Below are 19,752 nucleotides of genomic sequence, written 5' to 3' on the forward strand. Positions count from 1 at the left end.
CTTTGCGGCGTTCTGGTGTTTGCGCTGCGCCTGAATTCGAACTTGAATAAGCTCACAAGAGGGGCCGCCGCGCGACGAGACGCCCGGCCAACAAGACTGGCGCAACCATGCTTCGCTTCATCCTGACCAGGGTCAGCCTCGTCATCCCGACCTTCATCGGCATCACACTGCTGGCCTTCTTCCTGGTCCGGCTCGTGCCGGGCGATCCGATCGAGACCATGGCCGGCGAGCGCGGCATCGACCCCACCCGCCATGCGCAATTGCTGAAGGAATACGGGCTCGACCAGCCGCTCTTCGTCCAGTACGGCCGCTATATCGAGCGCGTCGTGCAGGGCGATCTCGGCAAGTCGATCGTGACGCGCGACAGCGTCCTCTCCGAATTCGGCCAGCTCTTCCCCGCCACCATCGAGCTTGCGCTCTGCGCCATCCTGATCGCGCTGATCATCGGCCTGCCGGCCGGCATCATCGCCGCGGTGAAGCGAAACTCGATCTTCGACCATGGCGTGATGGGCATATCGCTCACCGGCTATTCCATGCCGATCTTCTGGTGGGGCCTGCTGCTGATCCTGCTGTTCTCGGTGCAGCTCGGCATCACCCCGGTCTCCGGTCGCATCGCGGTGCAGTATTTCATCGAGCCGGTCACCGGCTTCCTCACCATCGACAGCCTGCTCGCCGGCGATGTCGATGCCTTCTGGTCGGCGCTGTCGCATCTGGTGCTGCCGGCGATCGTGCTCGGCACCGTGCCGCTCGCCGTCATTGCCCGCATGACCCGCTCGGCCATGCTGGAAGTGCTCGGCGAGGACTATATCCGCACCGCCCGGGCCAAGGGCATGGCCCCCCTTCGTGTCGTCGCCCTGCATGCGCTGCGCAATGCGCTGATCCCGGTCGTCACCGTGATCGGCCTGCAGGTCGGCACGCTCTTCACCGGCGCGATCCTGACCGAGACGATCTTCTCCTGGCCGGGCGTCGGCAAATGGCTGATCGAGGCGATCAGCCGGCGCGACTATCCGGTCCTGCAAGGCGGAACCTTGCTCCTTGGCATGGTGGTGATGAGCGTCAACCTCCTGGTCGACCTCGCCTACGGCCTGATCAACCCGCGCATCAGGCACGCACGATGAACGCTCTTTCCTCCCTTCGCTCCCATCGGAGCCTCCGCCCATGAGCGCCGAAACCTTGCAAGTTCCCGCCACGCCAGCCGGCGCGCCGCCCCACCCCGCCCGCGAGTTCTGGACCTATTTCAGCGCCAATCGCGGCGCCGTCGCCGGCCTGATCGTCATCGGCCTCGTGCTGTTCTGCGCGCTGTTCGCGCCGCTGATCGCCCCGCATGATCCGAACCTGACCAACAACGCCGTCTTCCTGAAGCCGCCGTTCTGGCAGGAGGGCGGCTCGCTCTCCTATCCGCTCGGCACCGACGCGATCGGCCGCGACATCCTCTCGCGCCTGCTCTACGGCGCGCGGCTCTCGCTGGTGATCGGCATCGCCGTCGTCGCGCTCGCCATCGTCGTCGGCATCGTGCTCGGCCTCGTCGCCGGCTTCTTCAAGGGTATCGCCGACATCGCGATCATGCGGCTGATGGACATCCTGATGACCATGCCGAGCCTGCTGCTCGCCATCGTCATCGTCGCCATCCTCGGCCCCGGCCTGATGAATGCGATGCTCGCCGTCGCCATCGTCGTGCTGCCGCACTATGTCCGCATCACCCGCGCCGCCGTCATCGCCGAATCCTCGAAGGATTATGTCGTCGCCGCCCAGGTCAGCGGCGCACGGACCGCCCGGCTGATGTTCTCGGAGATCCTGCCGAACTGCGCCGCACCGCTGATCGTGCAGGCGACGCTCGGCGTCTCCACCGCGATCCTCGACGCCGCCGCGCTCGGCTTCCTCGGCCTCGGCGCCCAGCCGCCGACGCCGGAATGGGGCACCATGCTCGCCGACGCCCGCGAATTCGTGCTGCGCGCCTGGTGGGTCGTCACCTTCCCGGGCCTTGCCATCCTGATCACCGTGCTCGCCTTCAACCTGCTCGGTGACGGGCTGCGCGATGCCCTCGATCCCAAATTGAAGCGCTGATCCCATGCCCCTGCTCGAGATCGAAAACCTCAGCGTCGAGTTCCCGACTTCCCAGGGAACCCTGCGCGCGGTCGACCGTATCGACCTCACCCTCGACGAGGGCGAGGTGCTCGGCGTCGTCGGCGAATCCGGCTCCGGCAAGAGCGTCACCATGCTCGCGCTGATGGGCCTCGTCGGTTATCCCGGCCGCGTCCGCGCCGACAAGCTGCGCTTCGACGGCCGCGACCTGCTGACCATGTCCGCCCGCGAGCGCCGCCAGCTCACCGGCAAGGACGTGGCCATGATCTTCCAGGAGCCGAGCACCAGCCTGAACCCCTGCTTCACCATCGGCTTCCAGCTCGCCGAGACCTTGAGGAAGCACGAGGGCATGGACGGCAAGGCTGCAAAGCGCCGCTCGATCGAGTTGCTCGAGCAGGTCGGCATTCCGGCCCCGGAGAGCCGCCTCAAGGCGTTCCCGCATCAGATGTCGGGCGGCATGAACCAGCGCGTGATGATCGCCATGGCGATCGCCTGCAATCCGCGCCTGCTGATCGCCGACGAGCCGACCACCGCGCTCGACGTCACCATCCAGGCGCAGATCCTCGACCTCCTGATGTCGCTGCAGAAGGAGCGCGACATGGCGCTCGTCCTGATCACCCACAATATGGGCGTCGTCGCCGAGACCGCGCAGCGCATCATGGTGATGTATGCCGGGCAGATCATGGAGGAGCGCAAGGTCGACGCGCTGTTCTCCGCTCCGCAGCATCCCTATTCCGCCGCGCTGCTCGCCGCCCTGCCCGAGCGCAGCGAAGGTGCGAACCGCCTCGCCACCATCCCCGGCATGGTGCCCGGCCTCAACGACCGTCCGAAGGGCTGCCTGTTCAGCCCGCGCTGCGCCTACGCCACCCAGCATTCGCGGACCGTCCAGCCGCAGCTCCGGCCTTGGGCTGACGGCCATGTGCGCTGCCATTACCCGCTCGGCGATCCCCAGCGCGAGGCGGAGCGCGCCCGCGACGAAGCCGGCGCGACGACGGAGGCGACCCGATGAGCAATCCCGTCATCGAAGCCCGCGAACTGGTCCAGACCTATCAGGTCAGGCAGGGGCTGTTCCGCCCGCCGGCGCAGTTGCAGGCGGTCAACAAGGTCTCTTTTGCGGTCGAAGCCGGACGCACCTTGGCTGTCGTCGGCGAATCCGGCTGCGGAAAATCGACGCTCGCCCGCATGGCGACGCTGATCGAGAAGCCGACCTCCGGCTCTCTCACCCTGGATGGCCTCGACGCAGTCTCGCCGCCGGCGAGCGAGCAGCGCCGCCTGCGCCGCACCGTCCAGTTCGTCTTCCAGAACCCCTATGGCTCGCTCAACCCGCGCAAGAAGATCGGCACGATCCTCGAGGAGCCGCTGCTGATCAACACCGACCTTTCCAAGGCCGAGCGCACCGAGAAGGCCCGCGCCATGATGGCCAAGGTCGGCCTGCGGCCGGAGCACTATGCCCGCTACCCGCACATGTTCTCGGGCGGCCAGCGCCAGCGCATCGCGATCGCCCGCGCACTGATCCTGTCGCCGAAGGTGGTGGTCGCGGACGAGCCGGTCTCGGCGCTCGACATCTCGATCCAGGCGCAGGTTCTCAACCTGCTCGCCGACCTGCAGGACGAGCTCAAACTCGCCTATCTCTTCATCTCCCATGATCTCAGCGTCGTCCGCCACATCGCCCATGACGTGATGGTGATGTATCTCGGCAATGCCATCGAGCACGGGCCGAAGGAGCGCATCTACGCCCGCCCCTTGCATCCCTATACACAGGCGCTGCTCGCCTCGACGCCGCGCGTCGGCGGCGACAAGCGCGAGAAGATCGTGCTGCGCGGCGAACTGCCCTCGCCGCTCAACCCGCCGACGGGCTGCGTCTTCTCGACCCGCTGCCCCTTCGTCGCCGATCGCTGCCGGACCGAGCGCCCGCAGAAGCGCGAGGTCGACGGACGGAAAGTCGCCTGCCACTACGCCGAGACGTTTTTGGCGAAGGCGGCGGCCTGAGCCCGGGCGAAGCTTAGGCTTCGACACCTATCACACTGTCATCCCGGACAAGCCGCGTCAGCGGCGCCGATCCGGGATCCATTCCGGAGCCTTTCCGAAAGAGGTTCCGGAATGGGTCCCGGGTCTCCCTCCGGTCGCCCGGGACGACTCGCGCCTTTTCTGCAAGAAAGCGCCTAACACCTTTGGCGCTCCATCGCGTCTTGTCGTGTACATAGGCTCCGGGCTCAGGCCTTCGGCCTGCCCCGGAAAGACGCCGCGGCTCCGCTCACGCCACCTTGGCAATGACCGGCTTGGCTTCCCACTCCTCGCCCCAGATCATCACGGCATGGCCGGGCGAGACCTCGCGGTACTGGCGCACCGGCGGAACGTAGTCGGCCGGACGGATCGGGCTCTTGATCTCGTCGTTCGAGACCGGGCGCTTCTGCAGGCGCCGGGCCGGATCGGCGATCGGCACCGCCGCCAGCAGCCGCTTGGTGTAGGGGTGCTGCGGATTGCCGAAGATCGCCTCGCGCGGGCCGATCTCGACGATCTCGCCGAGATACATCACCGCGACGCGGTGGCTGACGCGCTCGACCACCGCCATGTCGTGCGAGATGAAGAGATAGCCCAGCCCCATCCTCGCCTGCAGGTCGAGCATCAGGTTGACCACCTGCGCCTTGACGGAAACGTCGAGCGCCGAAACCGCTTCGTCCGCCACGATCAGGCGCGGCTCGACCGCGAGCGCGCGGGCAATGCAGATGCGCTGGCGCTGGCCGCCGGAGAATTCGTGCGGGAAGCGGCTCGCCATGTCGGGCAGCAGGCCGACCCGCTTCAGGAGGTCCGCAACCTTGTCGCGCGCCTCGGAACGGCTGGCGAGGTTGTTGATCAGCAGCGGCTCGGCGATCGCGGCGCCGACATTCATGCGCGGGTTGAGCGAGGCGAACGGATCCTGGAAGATCATCTGCATGCGCTTGCGCTGCTCGCGCAGCTCGCCCTGGCTGAGCTTGAGCACGTCGACGCCATCGAGCAGCACCGAGCCGGAGAGCGGCTCGACCAGGCGCAGCACCGAGCGGCCCGTCGTCGACTTGCCGCAGCCGGATTCGCCGACCAGCGCCAGCGTCTCGCCCGCCTTCAGGCTGAAGGAGACGTTCTCGACCGCATGCACCCGGCCCTTGACCGAGGAGAGCAGGCCCGAGCGGATCTCGAAGCGTGTCGTCAGCCCCGAGACTTCCAGTACCGGGCGCTCGGCTGCCTGGACCGTATCGGGAGTTTCGGTCGGGACATCGGATTCGCCAGTCGCACGGTCGACCACCGGGAAGCGCATCGGACGCCCACGGCCGATCATTGAGCCCAGCCGCGGCACGGCCGAAAGCAGCGCCTTGGTGTAGGGCTTCTGCGGGTTTGCGAAGATATCTTCGGTCGCGCCGGTCTCGACCTCGTCGCCATTGTACATGACGACGGTGCGGTCGGCGATCTCGGCGACGACGCCCATGTCGTGGGTGATGAAGAGGACCGACATGCCCTCTTCCTGCTGCAGCTGCTTGATCAGCTCCAGAATCTGCGCCTGGATCGTCACGTCGAGCGCGGTCGTCGGCTCGTCGGCGATCAGGAGCTTCGGCTTGCAGGCCAGCGCCATCGCGATCATCACGCGCTGACGCATGCCGCCGGAGAAGCGGTGCGGATATTCGTGGAAGCGCGACTTCGCCGAGGGGATCTTGACCTTCTCCAGCAGGCGCACCGTCTCGGCCTCGGCCTCGGAGCGCGACAGGCCGCGATGCAGGATCAGCGCCTCGGCGATCTGGAAGCCGATGGTCAGCACCGGGTTCAGCGAGGTCATCGGCTCCTGGAAGATCATCGCGATATCGTTGCCGCGGATCTGACGCATCTGCGCATCCGGCAGGGTCAGGAGTTCCTTGCCGTTGAGCTTGATCGAGCCCTCGATCTTGCTGGAGCTCGGCGGGGTCAGCCGCATGATCGAGAGCGCGGTGACGCTCTTGCCGGAACCGGATTCACCGACCACCGCCAGCGTTTCCTGCGGCTTGATGTCGAAGGAGATGTTGCGCACCACCGGCTTCCAGAGTCCTTCGACCCGGAACGAGGTCGTCAGGTTCGAGACCGAGAGGATCGGAGAGGTCATGCCAGGTCCTTCTTAGCGATCTGATTGGGCTGCGGACCGGGCACAAGCGCCCACCCCGCGGCCGGTGGGCCGGGTTCAAAGTCGTGTCAGAATACCCAGAGCGCGGCGGATGTCAGCAGCCGGCGTCATAAAAGATTCAGCACCCTGCCTGCTTTTTGCGCCGGTGCACGACCGAACTGCACGGCCTGCGCGCTGATTGAAGTACGACTCGCGTCTACATTGCATAGCAAAACCGGGCGGCGGAGCAGCGTCCTGCGCCGCTTCGAGATCCCGCACGCCGCATCAGATTGGTACGCTCGTCTCGCTCGCCTGTGCCTGACCGGTGTAGAGCCCGGCCTCGTCGCGGAGCCAGCCGACGAAGGCCTGGACATTGACGTTCTCGTCGAAGCGCTTGGGGTAGACGACGAAATAGGCGTCCTCGCAGCGCATCCGATGCGGGCAGGCGACCATCAGCGCTCCCGACTGGATCTCCTCCCGGACCAGGAAGTCCGGAAGGATCGCGACGCCGATCCCGGCGATCGCGGCCTGGATCACGAGGGAATAATACTCGAATTTCGGCCCGGCGATGCCGTTGACGCCGCTGGCGCCGGCGTCAGTAAGCCAGTCGCGCCAGAGATAGGGCCGGGTCGTGTGCTGCAGCAATGGCAGGCGGGCAAAACCCTCGGGGCTGGCCAGCGCCTCGCCGCCGATCAGCTCGGGTGCGCAGACCGGGATCACATGCTCGTCCATCAGGTGGTGGATGCGGGCGCCCAGCCAGGTCGGGCTGCCGAAGTGGATCGCGGCATGCGCCTTGTCCTCCTCGAAGCTGAACGGCCGGATCTTCGAGATCAGGTTGATGTCGATCGTCGGATGCGCCGCGATGAAGCGGGCGAGGCGCGGCACCAGCCAGCGCGAGCCGAAGGTCGGCAGGCAGGCGACGGTCAGGACGCCGCCCTTGCGGCCATGCGAGAGCAGCCGGGTGGTCGCGACCTCGACCCGGTTCAAGAGGCTGCGCAGCTCCTCGGCATATTCCTCGGCCGCAACGGTCGGGGTCAGTCGCTGCTTGTCGCGGAGGAACAGGTTCTGGCCAAGCAACTCCTCCAGCGCAGCCAGGCGGCGGCTGACGGCGCTCTGCGTTAGATTGAGCTCCGCCGCGGCGCGCGTGACGCTGCGGTGGCGCGCGACCGCCTCGAAGCAGGCGAGATCCCGGGTCGGTGGCAAGGTCCTGCGCACGGATCTCGCTCCCATCCGCTCATTCCAATCCGGAATGATCTGCATCGGAAATCAGCAATGGGCAAGCCGGCTGCCCGGCCCTAGCTTCCCGAGCGAGGGAACGCGACAGGCAAATCGTGACACGAGCGCTCTTAGAGAGCCGCCGGGCGACTTGTCTGTCCGATAGAACAAGAAGGGGGAGGACGATGAGGCTGGCGACGGCATTCGCAGGCGCGCTGATCGGGCTCGGCGCAAGCATGGCTCTGGCGCAGCAGCCGGTTCCCGAGATCAAGGTGCTGACCTGGCCGGCCGCCAAGTACCAGCACTATTTCGAGACCTCCAATTATGTCGCCGAGGGCTGGCGCAAGCTCGGCCTGAAGGTCACGCTCGACCCGCAGCCCTTCCCCAATCCGATGCTGTCGAAATGGTTCAAGGAGCATGATTTCGACGTGGTGATGTCGGTCCTCTCGGGCTCGCCGCAGCGCTCGGAGCCCGACTTCTTCACCAACGCCCAGTTCAATTCGCGCAACAGCGCGCCGGGCGACTCCAATGTCGGCTCCTTCTCCAGCCCGAAGGTCGACGAACTCGGTGGCAGGCAGCTCGCGCTCTATGACGCGCAGGAGCGCCGCAAGGTGATCCACGAATTGCAGCGCGCCCTGGCAGACGAGCAGCCCGAGGCGGTCCTCGCCTATGTCGTCAACACCTTCGCGATGAACACCGCCAAGGTCGAGATCCCCGGCTATGAAGACACTTCGGACGGGCCGCGCTCGCTCTGGAACATGCTGCGCCTGACCTCCAAGGCCGGTACTGCCGTGAAGATCGGCCGCACCATCGACCAGGGCACCTTCAACCCGCTGGCCGCGACGATCGTCGAGGACTTCAACACGCTGAGCCTGGTCTACGACAAGCTGGTCGAGCTCGGTGCCGACGGCTCGCCGCGCATGTGGCTGGCTGAGGCGCTGGAGGTGGTCGATCCCACCACCGTGGTGGTCAAGCTCCGCCAGGGCCACAGCTTCAGCGACGGCAAGCCAGTCACCGCCGAGGACGTGAAATTCTCCTTTGACTATTTGAAGCGCTGGGACGCGGCCTATTTCAAGAAATACCTGGAGAAGCTCGCTTCGGTCGAGGTCGTCGACCCCACGACGGTGCGCTTCAAGCTCACCGAGGCTTATGCGCCCTTCATCATCAACACGCTCGGCCAGGTGCTGATCCTGCCCAAGCATGTCTGGGGGGACGTAGTCGAGAAGACCGGCATCGCCAAGCCGCAGGATTTCCGCAACATGCCGCTCGTCGGCAGTGGCCCCTACACGCTGCGCTACTGGCGCGAAGGCCAGGAGATCTCGCTGCAGCGTCGCGCCGATCATTTCGCCAAGCCGGCCTCCGATCTGCTGATCGTCGTCTTCGGCTCGGCCGAGCTCGTCGGCGCCTCCCTGAAGAAGGGTGACATCGACGTCTCCTTCCAGCCGATCGTGCCGACGGTGGTCAAGGAGTTCGCCGCCGAGAAGAACGTCAAGCTGATTCAGGCGCGCTCGAACGGACACATGTCGATGCGCTACAACACCACCCGCCCGGCGCTCGCCAGCAAGGCGCTGCGCCAGGCCATGGCCCATGCCATCCCCTATAACGCGATCATCGAGGAAGTGCTGGGTGGCGACGCCGGCCGCAGCGCCACGCCGATCGTCCCGGTCAACGCCTTCTGGCACGACGCTTCGATCCCGTTGCCGGCCTACGACATCGACAAGGCCAAAGCGATCCTGAAGGCCGCCGGCTACAGCTGGGGCCCGGACGGCGCCCTGCGCGCCCCGGCGAAGTGATTACCGCCGGTCGCGCGAGCATTGCGCCGATGATCGACGTCCGCGACCTGACCAAACACTATGCCGCGGCGGCGGGCCTGCGCTCGCTGCTGCCCGGCCGGCGTGGCGAGGTCACGCGGGCTGTCGAGGGGGTGAGCTTCGATATCGGCGCCGGCGAGGTGCTCGGCCTCGTCGGCGAATCCGGCTCGGGCAAGTCGACGACCGGGCGCCTGCTGGTCGGGCTGGAGACGCCGAGCTCCGGCACGATCCGGATTGACGGCACCGACAGCGCCAACGCCCGTGCTCGCGACAGGAAGGCCTTCCATCGCCAGGTCCAGATGATCTTCCAGGACCCCTATGGCGCACTCAACCCGCAGCATACGGTCGAGGAGCTGGTCGGCCGGCCGCTGCTTTACCAGGGCGTCCGCGACCGCGCCAAGGTGGCGGCGAGCGTCCGTGACGCCCTCGCGGAAGTCGGCCTCAACCCGCCCGAAAGCTATCTTGCCAAGCATCCGCACGAGCTGAGCGGCGGCCAGCGCCAGCGTGTCTGCATCGCCCGCGCGATCATCCTCGAACCGCGCTTCATCGTCGCCGACGAGCCGGTCTCGATGCTCGACGTCTCGATCAAATGGGACATCGTGCGCCTGCTCAAGCGCCTCGCCCGCGATCGCGGAATCGCCATGCTCTACATCACCCATGACCTCGCCACGGTCGGCGCGGTCTGCGACCGGCTCGCCATCATGTATCGCGGCCGCATCGTCGAGACCGGCCCGGTCGAGGCGGTGCTGTCAGCGCCGAGCGACGCCTATACGCGCACGCTGATCGCAGCGATCCCCTCGGCCGATCCCGACATCGTCCGGGTGCCGCCGCCCGCTCTCCAACAAGCGGCGGGCTGAACCATGGCCGGCTATCTCCTGCGTCGCTTCTGCCACATGGTCCTGACGCTGTTCGCCATGGCGACGCTGATGTTCTTCCTGTTCCGGCTCCTGCCGGGCGACCCGACCGCAACGGTGATCAGCCCCTCGCTCTATCCCAAGGCGCAGGAGGCGATGCGCCAGCAATTCGGGCTCGATCGGCCGCTCTTCGAGCAGTATCTCCTCTATCTGCGCAATCTCTGCGTCCTCGATTTCGGCTTCTCCTTCCAGACCAACCGGCCGGTCTTCGAGATGATTCAGGGCCGCCTGCTCAATACGATCCTGCTGATCCTGCCCTCGATGCTCGCCGCCTATCTCCTGGGCGCGGTCATCGGCGCGATCGCCGCCTGGAAGCGCGGCGGCGCCGCTGAGGTCAGCCTCGTCTTCACCGCGACCGCACTACAATCGGCGCCATTGTTCTGGCTCGGCATGCTCGCGATCTTGCTGTTCTCGATCAAGCTCGACCTCTTCCCGATCGGCCACATCGTCACGCCCGGGATGTTCCCCGAGCAGGACTGGCGGATGTATCTCTCCGCCGACTTCCTGCATCACCTCGCACTGCCCTTCCTGGTCAACACGCTCTACCAGCTCTGCTTCCCGCTGCTGCTGATGCGCTCGACCATGCTCTCGACCATCGGCGAGGACTATATCGAGCTCGCCCGGATGAAGGGGCTGAGCGAGCGCCGCGTCCTCTTCGGCCATGCCGCCCGCAACGCGCTGCTGCCGCTGGCGACGACGCTGCCGATGATCCTCGGCTGGGCCGTGGCGGGCTCGGTGGTGATCGAGACAGTGTTCTCCTGGCCGGGCCTCGGCCTCCTGATGATCGAGGCGATCAGCCGCGCCGATTACCCCGTGGCGCAGGCCGCCTTCCTGCTCATCGCCGTGCTGACCGTCTTCGGCACGTTCATCGCGGACCTGCTCTACGGTCTGCTCGATCCACGCGTCGTCTACGCCTGATCATGTCGACCATCATCCTCGATTTCTTTCGCGCGGTCTGGCGCGGTCCCTTCGGTCCCACCGGCCTGATGATCCTCGGTCTCTGCGTCGCGCTGGCGATCCTGGGGCCCGCGATCGCCCCCTATGACCCGGTCGCGCGCAATTACGACGCCGCCGGCAAGCTCCTGCGCCTCGCTCCGCCCTCCTGGCAGCACTGGCTCGGCACCACCCTCCTCGGCCGCGACGTGCTCAGCCAGATGCTGGTCGGCGCCCGCCCGGCTTTGCTCGTCGGCGGGCTGACCGCACTGGGGACCGTGCTGATCGGCGTCAATATCGGGCTGATATCCGGCTATTTCGGCGGCCGGATCGATTCTGTCCTGATGCGGCTGACCGACATGTTCCTCGGCCTGCCCTTCCTGCCCTTCATCATCATCGTGCTCTCGCTCACCGGCCGCAGCCTGACCACCATGGTGATCGCGATGACGCTGGTGATGTGGCGCTCGACGGCGCGCGTGGTGCGCGCCCAGGTGCTGTCGCTGCGCGAGATGCCCTTCATCGCCGCCGCCCGCATCACCGGCGCCAGCGATCTTACGATCATCTATCGCGAGATCGCGCCCAACATCATGCCGATCGCGCTGGTCAGCGTCGCCTTCGCGCTCGCCTGGGCGATCATCACCGAGGCCAGCATCGGCTTCCTCGGCTTCGGCGATCCCACGGTGGTGAGCTGGGGCTCGATCGTCTACGACGCCTATGCCTCGCAGATGATGTACCGCGCGCCTTGGTGGGTGGTGCCGCCGGGCATCGCGATCATGGTGCTGGTCTCGGCGGTCTATTTCGTCGGCCGCGCCTATGAGCAGGTCGTCAACCCGCGCCTGAGGATGGGCTGACGCCATGGCAGGAAGCGACACCCGTCCCCTGCTCTCGATCGCCGGCCTCAGCGCGAGCTATTCCACGCCGCGCGGCCCGGCCAGCGCCTTGGCCAAGATCGATCTCGCGCTCGGCAAGAGCGAGAATCTCGGCCTGATCGGCGAATCCGGCTGCGGCAAGAGCACGCTGCTCAAGACGGTGATGGGCGTGATGCCCGGCAATGCCCGCATCGACGCCGGCAGCATCGCCTTCCAGGGCCGCAATCTCATGACGGCCAGCGCCGAGCAACGCCGTGCCGTGCGCTGGGCCGGCATCTCGATGATCACACAAAGCGCCCTCAACGCGCTCAACCCCGTCCTGCGCGTCGGCGACCAGATCGCCGAGGCGATCCTCGCCCATCGCCAGCTCTCGCGCGCCGAGGCCTGGCGCCGCACGCAAGAGCTGCTGACCATGGTCGGTGTCGCGCCGGAGCGGGCGCGCGACTATCCGCACCAGTTCTCCGGCGGCATGCGCCAGCGCGCCATCATCGCCATGGCATTGGCGCTGGAGCCGCCGCTGGTCCTCGCCGATGAGCCGACGACCGCGCTCGATGTCGTCGTCCAGGACCAGATCTTCCGCAGCCTGCGCGAACTCCAGCAGCGGCTCGGCTTCTCGCTGCTGCTGGTGACGCACGACCTCGCTCTGGTCATCGAGAACTGCGAGCGCGTCGCGGTGATGTATGCCGGTGAGATCGTCGAGACCGGGCCGACGCGCGACGTCATCCGCCGGCCGGCCCATCCCTATACGCTCGGCCTGAAGAACGCCCTGCCCCGCCTCGGCAGCCGCGACGAACCGATCGCAATCCCGGGTGGGCCGCCCGACCTCGTCGAGCCGCCGCCAGGCTGCCGCTTCGCCGCGCGCTGCCCCTTCGCCTTGCCGCTGTGCCGGAGCGAGCCGCCGCCGCTCGCGACCGTTGCGCCGGGGCGGCAGGCCCGCTGCCATCGCGCCGCCGAGATCGACGCGCTCGCCCCGCTCGCGGCCCTGCCACAGACCTGGGACGCCCTGCGCCAGGCGCCGCGATGACGCCTTTCCGAGCTTCGGCCCGCTGATCCCGAGCGAGCGCCCTCGTCCAAGACTCAAACCTGCCAAGGAGACCGACGTGAACTACTTCGCCTATGCCAATCTGATGGATATCGACCTGATCCACGGCGTCGCACCCTCGGCAAAGGCGCTCAGCATCGCCTGCCTCAGGGACTACGAGCTTTCCTTCGGAACGACCACGGACGGCGCCTACAACGGCGCGCGGCTCGCTCCCGTCAAGGGTGCCGAGACCTGGGGCGTCCATTACGAGCTCTCCGAGAGCGACATGGCGGCGATGGACAAGTCCGCCGGCACCGACAAGGGCCATTGGGCCCATAAATCCATCGTGCTGCACACCGCCGCCGGCGAGGTCGTTGCCTCGACGACCTACGACATGCCCAACCCGTCGGCACCGGCAGGTGCGCCGGCGCACTATATCGAGCCGCTGCTCAAGGGCGCGCGCGCCAACAAGCTGCCGCCGGCCTATATCGCCAAGCTTGAGAAACTGATGAACGGCGCGTGATCTGCGCCGTCAGCGCCTGTTTCGGGATTGCGGCGACCTTCCAGGCGGAGGCCGCCGCAATCACCCACCCTATTTCAGCCCGCTCGTGACGAAGTTGCGGATGTAGAACTTCTGGAAGAGCAGGAACGGCACCAGCGCGACCAGGCCGGCGAGCGTGGTCGAGGAAAACAATCGCCCCCATTCCGTACCCTCAAGGCTGATATTGCGCGCGATCGCCACCTGCACGAGCGTGTGCTCCGGCGACGGCGCTGCCACCAGCGGCCAGAAGAACGCTTCGAACTGGTGCATGAACAGCATGATGCCGCCGGTCAGCACCACCGGCCAGGAGATCGGCAGCGCGATCTTCAGCCAGATATGCCCCCAGGAGGCACCATCGACCCGCGCCGCCTCGTAGAGCTCGCGCGGCAGGCCGGCGAAGAACTGGCGGAACATGAAGATGACGAAGCCGTTGGCGAGGTCGGGCAGGATCAGCGCGGCGTAGCTGTCGATCAGGCCGAGACTCTGCACGAGGATGTAGAGCGGGATGACGATCGCCTCGAACGGCATCATCGCCGCTGCAAGGACGAAGACGAAGATCACGTTCTTGAAGCGGAAATCGAACACCGCGAAGGCAAAGCCCGCGGCGGCATTGATGACGACACCGACCACCATCGTCGTCAGCGCAACGAAGAGCGAATTGCCGACGGCACGGGGGAAGCCGGTGCCGATGAGCGAGGTATAATTCTCCAGCGTCAGCCGGTCGGGGATCAGCATGCTCCAACCGAGGCGGCTGCCATGGGCGAAGATATCAGCCGGCGGCCGCAGCGAGGAGACGACGAGCCAGATCAGCGGCAAGAGCAGCACGAGCGCGATCAGTGACATCGTGACGTAGCGGGCCGTGCCGAGCGCCAGCACGGTGGAGCGGCGATCGACGCTCATGCGTCGGCTCCTTCCTTGTCGCGGAACAGCCGGAGCTCGATCGCGGCGATCACGCCGATGATGACGAGGATGATCGTCGACAGCGCCAGCGAACGTCCCCAGTTGATGAAGGTGAAGGCGTTTTCGTAGGCGCGGAACATCAGCAGGTCGGTCGCGCCGTTCGGCCCGCCCTTGGTGATGATGTAGACCGGCGCGAAGAACAGGAAGTTGATCGCGGTGTCCGCCACGAAGACGAAGGCGAGCGGCCGGCGCATCTGCGGCAGGGTGATGTGGACGAGCTGGTGCCAGCGGCTGGCGCCGTCGATGCGGGCGGCCTCGTAGAGCTCGCCCGGAATGCGGTAGAGCCCGGCCAGCAGGAAGATCATCCAATAGCCGCAGCCCTTCCAGGTCGCGATGGCGATCATCGTGCCGAGCGCCTGATGCTCCGACAGGAAGAAGGGCTGGCGGCCGATGCCGATGCCCTCGAGGATGGCATTCACCGGTCCCAGATTGGAATCCAGCATGATGTTCCACAACACGGCGGTAAGGCCGGTGGAGAGCGTCATCGGCAGAAAGAAGGCGGCACGGAAGAAGGTGACGCCCCTGCCCGGCGCCATCACCAGCAGCGCGTAGCAGAAGGCAATGGCGATCTGCAGCGGGTTGATGATGATGTTGAAGATCAGCGTGACCTTCAGCGAATTCCAGAAGCGCTCGTCGCCGAAGAGCTGCGCGAAATTCGTCAGGCCGCCGAAGGAGGTCTCGCCGGCAAGGTTCTGGGTGAACAGGCTACCGCCAATGGCGATCACGATCGGCGTCAGCCGGAACAGGACGAGGAAGGCCAGCGCCGGCAAGAGGAAGGCGAGCAGCACCAGCGTGCGCGGCTGCATCGGATCGGCGGAGCGGCGACGCGCGGCACGCGGCGCCTCCGAAGCGGCGACGGGGGCCAAGGCCCGGTCGGACAAGGCGGTCATCTCCAGTCAGCCGCGGTACTTGGCGAATTCGCGGTCGATGTCGCGGGCGGCCTTCTTCAGCCGCTGCTCGACATTGGCGCCGCCCTGGATCTCGCGGAAGGCGCCGCGCAGGATGTCCTCGTATTCGAGCCAGCCCGGCGTCGCCGGCCGCGGCACGGCGGTGTTCTCCATCTCGGAGCGGACGATGCGCCAGCCGGGCGTATCGAGCTCGGCGCCCATCGAATCCCAGACCGATTTCAGCACCGGCGGGTTCGGCCGCAGGCGCGCCTGCGCCTCGACATACTCAGGCTGCGCGAAGGCCTTGATGAAGGTCTCGGCCACGGCGCGCTGCTTGGTGCGCGGGTTCATGCCGATATGCCAGCTGCCGGTCGGCGTCACCGCCTTGCCGCCCTCGAAATAGGGCTGCGGCGCCACCGTCCAGTCGAGATCCTTGCGCGCCGAGATCGAGGCGAGGCTCGGCGTCGTCGCGAGATACATCGCAGCCCGGCCGGTCGCGAACATTTCGAGCGCGAGATTGGTGTCGAACACGCCGGTCGGCGTCACCTTATGCTTGTTGAACAGGTCGGCGTAGAACTGCATCGCGTCGATGAAGGGCTTGGAATCGACATAGCCCGTCGCGGTCAGCCCGTCCTCGCTCAGCACCTGCGCGCCCTTGGACTGCGGCAGCGTCAACGCCTGATAGGGCCGGTCGGCCATCTCGAAGACGAGGCCCCACTGGTTCTTGGCGGAGTCGGTCAGCTTCTTGGCGGCTTCGAGCGTCTGCTCCCAGGTCCAGCGCTTGGCGACATCGGGCTCGGGCAGGGCGACGCCGGCATCGGCGAAGTGCTTGCGGTTGAGGAACAGCACCATGCCGCTGCTGATATAGGGCAGCGTCATCAGCTTGCCCTTGTAGGTGCCCTGCGCAAGCGCCGCCTTGGTGTAGCGGCCAAGATCGTTGCCGAGGATGCCGTCCAGCTCGGCGAGATGCTTGCGGATCGAATAGGAGGCGGTCAGCGGCCCATCGGCGAAGAAGATGTCGGGCAGCGGCGTGCGCGCCTGCAGGCGCACTTCCAGCGCCGGGAAGAGCTCGTTGAACGGGATGCGCTCGAGCTTCAGGCCGATCGTCGGGTTGTTCTTCATGAACATCTCGGCCATCGGCGTGATGTGGCTCTCCGGCCAACCGACCCAGATCACATTGAGCTCGGTCTTGGCCTGGGCGCGCAACAGTTGCGGCGCAGCGAGCAGGCCGCCGGCGGCTGTCATGCCCTTCAGAACGGTGCGGCGCGTCGTCATCCAATCCTCCTGATCAGTCTTGTTGTTGCGGGCAGCAGGCCAGTCGAAACCGGGCGCTTTCAGCCGCGCCCATAGCTCGCGATCGTCTCGATCACATGCCGGGTCGCGGCCGGCCCATCCATGCGGATGCCGGCCATGACGTTGGCGCGCGGCGGCTCCGGCTCGTCCGGGCGGCGCGTGACGTTGCGCTGGTCCGCCACGGTCATGCCGCGCAGCAGCGGGCTCGCCAGCTCGACCTGGATATGGAAGGGCTTGTGCTCGACGAGGTCCGGCCGGACGAAGGGCACGAAGGCGCTGGGATCGTGCATCGGCGAGATCGGCCTGCCGTAGCGGGCTTCGTTGCGGGTCAGGTAGAAATCGAGCATGCCGGCGACGGTCTCCGGCACCGCCCCACCCGCCCGCCGCAGCAGCTCGACATGGCTGCGATCGAGGATCGCCTGGCGGGTGAAGTTGAGGCCAGCGAGATAGATCTCGGCATCGCAGGAGAAGACGGCCGCCGCCGCTTCCGGATCCTTCAGGATGTTCGCCTCGGCGTAAGGCGCGGCATTGCCGATATCGAGGCTGCCGCCCATGATGGTGATGCATTTCAGCCAGCGCGCCAGCCGCGGCTCGGTGCGCAGCGCCACTGCGACATTGGTCAGCGGGCCGATCGCGGCGAGCACGAGCTCACCTTCTGCCTTCTTCGCCTGTTCGATGATCATCGTCACCGCATGCATGTCGACCGGCCGGCGCTTCGGCTCGGGCAGGTCGGCGCCGTCGAGGCCGCTGGCGCCATGGATCATCGACGGCGCGAAGCTGCCGACCAAAGGCGCGCCGATGCCGCCGGCGACGGGGATGTCGAGCCCGGCGAGTTCGCAAATCTTCAGCGCATTGCGCGTGGTGTTCTCGACGATCGAGTTGCCGAACACAGTGGTCAGGCCGCGCAGCTCGAAATGCTTGGCGGCATAGAGGATGGCCATGGAATCGTCATGGCCGGGATCGCAGTCGATGAGCAGCGGGATCATGGCCGGTCATATCCGAGGATGGTGTCGATGACGGCATCGACGCAGGCCTCGCCATCGACGGCGACGGCGACATTGCAATTCGCCGGGCGGCTGGCGCCGGGCTGGTCGTGGTCGCGGCGCATCGGCCGGCTGTCGCAGGCTGTCATCCCTCGCAGCGGGCCTTCGCCGAGCTCGATATGGACCGGCAGCGCCTGGAAGGTGATCAGCCCCGGCTTGACCAGCGGGATAACGGCGCAGGGATCATGCATCGCCGCGGTCGGCGTGCCGTAGCGCTCCTGCATCTTGGCAAGGTAGAAGGCGAGCAGGTCGGCCATTGCCGAAGAAACCCGCCCGCCGCCCTGACGCAGCCTGGCGATATGGCGCTCGGCGATCCCCGCCTGGCGAGTGACGTTGAGCCCGACCATGCTGAGTGGCACACCGGCATCGAAGACGATCGCCGCCGCCTCGGGATCGCAGACGATGTTGAACTCGGCATAGGGCGTGCGGTTGCCGCTGGTGGTCGAGCCGCCCATGATCGCGATCGACTTGAGCCAGCCGGCGAGCCGCGGCTCCAGCCGCAGCGCCAGCGCGACATTGCTGAGCGGACCGATCGCGATCAGGCTGAGCTCGCCGGGTGCGGCCTTGGCGATCTCGATGATGAAATCGACGGCATGCCGGTTCAGCGGATCGTAGCCGGGTGCCGGCAGCTCCGCGCCGTCGATGCCGGTCGCGCCATGGACATAGGCGCCGTCGAGCGGCGGCTCGATCAAAGCGCGGTCGAGGCCGGGCACGACGGGCAGCTTCAGGCCCGCCAGCGTACAGATCGCTAGGGCGTTGCGGGTCGAGTTCTCCAGCGAGGAGTTGCCGGCGACGGTGGTCAGCCCGACCACGTCGAGATGCTTGGCGGCGTAGAGGATCGCCATCGCATCGTCATGCCCGGGATCGCAATCGATGATGTAGCGGGTCATGCGGACCTTCCAGGGTTGGTTGCGGGCGTCACGGACAGGCGCTCGACCAGCACCGGCTCCAGCGCCAGCGTGGGCGGCAACGGCCGGCCATGGTCGAGCAGGCCGACCAGCAATTCGGCCGCCTTGACGCCGATGTCATAGGCCGGCTGGCGGATGGTGGTCAGCGGCGGCGAGGTGAAGGCGGCGATGTCGATGTCGTCATAGCCGATGACCGCAAGGTCCTCCGGCACGCGCAGGCCGCGCTGCTGCGCCGCGCACATCGCGCCGATGGCGACGAGATCGTTGAAGCAGAAGATCGCATCCGGCCGGTTCGCACCGCAGCGGTCGAGCAGCGCGGCCATCGCCGTATGGCCGCCGCCGACGGTAAGGTCGGACTCGATCATCAACGCCGTATCGAGCGGCCTGCCCGCCTCCCCCAGCGCCGCGGTGAAGCCGGCGAGGCGCTCCATGCTGCGCGGATGCTCGGCCGGGCCGGTGATGCAGCCGATGCGGGCAAAGCCTTTGCCCGCCAGATGCGCCCCGGCGAGCCGGCCGCCCAGCAGGGAATCGTCGTTGATCAGGCAGTCGACGCGCGGGATCGTCGTGTCGAGCGCGATGATCGGCACCGTCCTGATCTGCTCGAGGCGGCGGAAGAAGTCCGAGCTGGCATTGCTGGTCATCACCAGCAGCGCGTCGATGCGCTTCATCATCAGCGTGCGCAGATAGGCGGTGAGCTTCTGCGCGACATCGCCGGAATTGCACAGCATCAGGCTGTAGCCGCGATCGAAGCAGCCGGTCTCGACGCCACGGATCACCTCGGCGAAGAACGGGTTCGTCGAGCTGGTGACGATCATGCCGACGGTGTGGGTGCGGTTGCTCTTCAGCGCCCGCGCCACGCCGCTCGGCTGGTAGCCGAGCTGCTCGATCGTCGCCTGGACCTTCTCGATCGTACCCGGATTGACATGACGCGTGCGGTTGACCGCATGGGACACCGTGGTCACCGAGACCCCGGCGGCGCGGGCGACGTCCTTGATCGTCACCATCGGCTGCGCCCAGGGCTGGCAAGGATGCCGCGGCGGCGCAGCACGACTTTCACCATGGTGTGACGACACACGCTGGAAAACCGGCAATGGCGCGCCAACAGAGCCTCCCGCTGCGGCTCAACGGCCGCTCTATGGGGAAGATAATCATACAAAACGTTTGCGCAAACGT

At 66.8% G+C, this 19,752-nt stretch carries 18 protein-coding genes; 10 read left to right on the plus strand and 8 right to left on the minus strand.

What is annotated here, in order from left to right; all coding sequences use genetic code 11:
- The first annotated feature begins 107 nt into the window (after positions 1-107).
- The 4 genes from GV161_RS05795 to GV161_RS05810 are packed head-to-tail and all read left to right on the plus strand — an operon-like array spanning position 108 to position 4,071.
- A complete protein-coding gene (locus GV161_RS05795) occupies positions 108-1,118 on the plus strand; it encodes an ABC transporter permease subunit (protein WP_152015601.1) in 1,011 nt (336 codons plus the stop codon).
- A 40-nt stretch (positions 1,119-1,158) separates the two neighbouring features.
- Positions 1,159-2,064 carry an ABC transporter permease subunit gene (locus GV161_RS05800; protein WP_152015600.1) on the plus strand — a complete coding sequence of 302 codons (906 nt, stop codon included), beginning with the start codon at positions 1,159-1,161 and terminating at the stop codon, positions 2,062-2,064.
- Positions 2,065-2,068: 4 nt separating this feature from the next.
- A complete protein-coding gene (locus tag GV161_RS05805) occupies positions 2,069-3,091 on the plus strand; it encodes an ABC transporter ATP-binding protein (RefSeq protein ID WP_152015599.1) in 1,023 nt (340 codons plus the stop codon).
- The gene (locus GV161_RS05810; protein WP_152015598.1) at positions 3,088-4,071 is read left to right on the plus strand and encodes a peptide ABC transporter ATP-binding protein; all 984 of its coding nucleotides are present in this window, start codon (positions 3,088-3,090) and stop codon (positions 4,069-4,071) included. The genes GV161_RS05805 and GV161_RS05810 overlap by 4 nt, the downstream gene beginning before the upstream one ends.
- A 265-nt stretch (positions 4,072-4,336) precedes the next feature.
- Here the strand turns inward: GV161_RS05810 and GV161_RS05815 are convergent, their stop codons facing one another.
- Both GV161_RS05815 and GV161_RS05820 read right to left on the minus strand, forming a co-directional pair.
- Positions 4,337-6,187 (minus strand): ABC transporter ATP-binding protein, encoded by a 1,851-nt coding sequence (locus GV161_RS05815; RefSeq protein WP_152015597.1) that lies wholly within the window; start codon positions 6,185-6,187, stop codon positions 4,337-4,339.
- A 282-nt stretch (positions 6,188-6,469) separates the two neighbouring features.
- Positions 6,470-7,399 (minus strand): LysR substrate-binding domain-containing protein, encoded by a 930-nt coding sequence (locus tag GV161_RS05820; RefSeq protein ID WP_152015596.1) that lies wholly within the window; start codon positions 7,397-7,399, stop codon positions 6,470-6,472.
- A 185-nt stretch (positions 7,400-7,584) separates the two neighbouring features.
- Between GV161_RS05820 and GV161_RS05825 the strand changes: the two genes are divergently transcribed.
- From GV161_RS05825 to GV161_RS05850, 6 genes are all read left to right on the plus strand, one after another.
- Positions 7,585-9,192, plus strand: a complete 1,608-nt coding sequence (locus GV161_RS05825) for an ABC transporter substrate-binding protein (RefSeq protein ID WP_152015595.1) — start codon at positions 7,585-7,587, stop codon at positions 9,190-9,192.
- A 29-nt stretch (positions 9,193-9,221) separates the two neighbouring features.
- Positions 9,222-10,067, plus strand: coding sequence for an ATP-binding cassette domain-containing protein (locus tag GV161_RS05830; RefSeq protein ID WP_152015594.1), 846 nt, complete (start codon positions 9,222-9,224; stop codon positions 10,065-10,067).
- A 3-nt stretch (positions 10,068-10,070) separates the two neighbouring features.
- Positions 10,071-11,042, plus strand: a complete 972-nt coding sequence (locus tag GV161_RS05835; RefSeq protein ID WP_152015593.1) for an ABC transporter permease — start codon at positions 10,071-10,073, stop codon at positions 11,040-11,042.
- 2 nt (positions 11,043-11,044) lie between these two features.
- Positions 11,045-11,908, plus strand: coding sequence for an ABC transporter permease (locus tag GV161_RS05840; protein ID WP_244624161.1), 864 nt, complete (start codon positions 11,045-11,047; stop codon positions 11,906-11,908).
- 4 nt (positions 11,909-11,912) lie between these two features.
- On the plus strand, positions 11,913-12,950 hold the full coding sequence (locus GV161_RS05845) for an ABC transporter ATP-binding protein (protein WP_152015592.1): 1,038 nt from the start codon (positions 11,913-11,915) through the stop codon (positions 12,948-12,950).
- 76 nt (positions 12,951-13,026) lie between these two features.
- Complete coding sequence (locus tag GV161_RS05850; RefSeq protein WP_152015591.1) at positions 13,027-13,470, plus strand: gamma-glutamylcyclotransferase; 444 nt, start codon at positions 13,027-13,029, stop codon at positions 13,468-13,470.
- Between the two features lie 69 nt (positions 13,471-13,539).
- Here the strand turns inward: GV161_RS05850 and GV161_RS05855 are convergent, their stop codons facing one another.
- From GV161_RS05855 to GV161_RS05880, 6 genes are read right to left on the minus strand one after another with little or no spacing between them, the layout of a single operon-like run.
- Complete coding sequence (locus GV161_RS05855; RefSeq protein WP_152015590.1) at positions 13,540-14,388, minus strand: carbohydrate ABC transporter permease; 849 nt, start codon at positions 14,386-14,388, stop codon at positions 13,540-13,542.
- Positions 14,385-15,338: a sugar ABC transporter permease gene (locus GV161_RS05860; RefSeq protein ID WP_201302991.1), complete on the minus strand. Its 954-nt coding sequence runs from the start codon at positions 15,336-15,338 to the stop codon at positions 14,385-14,387. The genes GV161_RS05855 and GV161_RS05860 overlap by 4 nt, the downstream gene beginning before the upstream one ends.
- A gap of 6 nt (positions 15,339-15,344) precedes the next feature.
- A complete protein-coding gene (locus GV161_RS05865) occupies positions 15,345-16,610 on the minus strand; it encodes a sugar ABC transporter substrate-binding protein (protein WP_152015589.1) in 1,266 nt (421 codons plus the stop codon).
- Positions 16,611-16,669: 59 nt separating this feature from the next.
- Positions 16,670-17,614, minus strand: a complete 945-nt coding sequence (locus GV161_RS05870; protein ID WP_152015588.1) for a nucleoside hydrolase — start codon at positions 17,612-17,614, stop codon at positions 16,670-16,672.
- Positions 17,611-18,561 carry a nucleoside hydrolase gene (locus GV161_RS05875; protein ID WP_152015587.1) on the minus strand — a complete coding sequence of 317 codons (951 nt, stop codon included), beginning with the start codon at positions 18,559-18,561 and terminating at the stop codon, positions 17,611-17,613. Before GV161_RS05875 ends, GV161_RS05870 begins: the two co-directional genes overlap by 4 nt.
- On the minus strand, positions 18,558-19,583 hold the full coding sequence (locus tag GV161_RS05880; protein ID WP_152015586.1) for a LacI family DNA-binding transcriptional regulator: 1,026 nt from the start codon (positions 19,581-19,583) through the stop codon (positions 18,558-18,560). The genes GV161_RS05875 and GV161_RS05880 overlap by 4 nt, the downstream gene beginning before the upstream one ends.
- Positions 19,584-19,752 lie beyond the last annotated feature (169 nt).

This window comes from Bosea sp. 29B (assembly GCF_902506165.1).
Taxonomy (GTDB): Bacteria; Pseudomonadota; Alphaproteobacteria; order Rhizobiales; family Beijerinckiaceae; genus Allobosea.

What these genes read in the sequence shown, in the direction of transcription:
- GV161_RS05795 (WP_152015601.1), top strand. Translation starts at nt 108, where the DNA reads ATGCTTCGCTTCATCCTGACCAGGGTCAGCCTCGTCATCCCGACCTTC.
- GV161_RS05800 (WP_152015600.1), top strand. Translation starts at nt 1,159, where the DNA reads ATGAGCGCCGAAACCTTGCAAGTTCCCGCCACGCCAGCCGGCGCGCCG.
- GV161_RS05805 (WP_152015599.1), top strand. Translation starts at nt 2,069, where the DNA reads ATGCCCCTGCTCGAGATCGAAAACCTCAGCGTCGAGTTCCCGACTTCC.
- GV161_RS05810 (WP_152015598.1), top strand. Translation starts at nt 3,088, where the DNA reads ATGAGCAATCCCGTCATCGAAGCCCGCGAACTGGTCCAGACCTATCAG.
- GV161_RS05815 (WP_152015597.1), bottom strand. Translation starts at nt 6,187, where the DNA reads ATGACCTCTCCGATCCTCTCGGTCTCGAACCTGACGACCTCGTTCCGG.
- GV161_RS05825 (WP_152015595.1), top strand. Translation starts at nt 7,585, where the DNA reads ATGAGGCTGGCGACGGCATTCGCAGGCGCGCTGATCGGGCTCGGCGCA.
- GV161_RS05830 (WP_152015594.1), top strand. Translation starts at nt 9,222, where the DNA reads ATGATCGACGTCCGCGACCTGACCAAACACTATGCCGCGGCGGCGGGC.
- GV161_RS05835 (WP_152015593.1), top strand. Translation starts at nt 10,071, where the DNA reads ATGGCCGGCTATCTCCTGCGTCGCTTCTGCCACATGGTCCTGACGCTG.
- GV161_RS05840 (WP_244624161.1), top strand. Translation starts at nt 11,045, where the DNA reads ATGTCGACCATCATCCTCGATTTCTTTCGCGCGGTCTGGCGCGGTCCC.
- GV161_RS05845 (WP_152015592.1), top strand. Translation starts at nt 11,913, where the DNA reads ATGGCAGGAAGCGACACCCGTCCCCTGCTCTCGATCGCCGGCCTCAGC.
- GV161_RS05855 (WP_152015590.1), bottom strand. Translation starts at nt 14,388, where the DNA reads ATGAGCGTCGATCGCCGCTCCACCGTGCTGGCGCTCGGCACGGCCCGC.
- GV161_RS05860 (WP_201302991.1), bottom strand. Translation starts at nt 15,338, where the DNA reads ATGACCGCCTTGTCCGACCGGGCCTTGGCCCCCGTCGCCGCTTCGGAG.
- GV161_RS05865 (WP_152015589.1), bottom strand. Translation starts at nt 16,610, where the DNA reads ATGACGACGCGCCGCACCGTTCTGAAGGGCATGACAGCCGCCGGCGGC.
- GV161_RS05870 (WP_152015588.1), bottom strand. Translation starts at nt 17,614, where the DNA reads ATGATCCCGCTGCTCATCGACTGCGATCCCGGCCATGACGATTCCATG.
- GV161_RS05875 (WP_152015587.1), bottom strand. Translation starts at nt 18,561, where the DNA reads ATGACCCGCTACATCATCGATTGCGATCCCGGGCATGACGATGCGATG.
- GV161_RS05880 (WP_152015586.1), bottom strand. Translation starts at nt 19,583, where the DNA reads ATGGTGACGATCAAGGACGTCGCCCGCGCCGCCGGGGTCTCGGTGACC.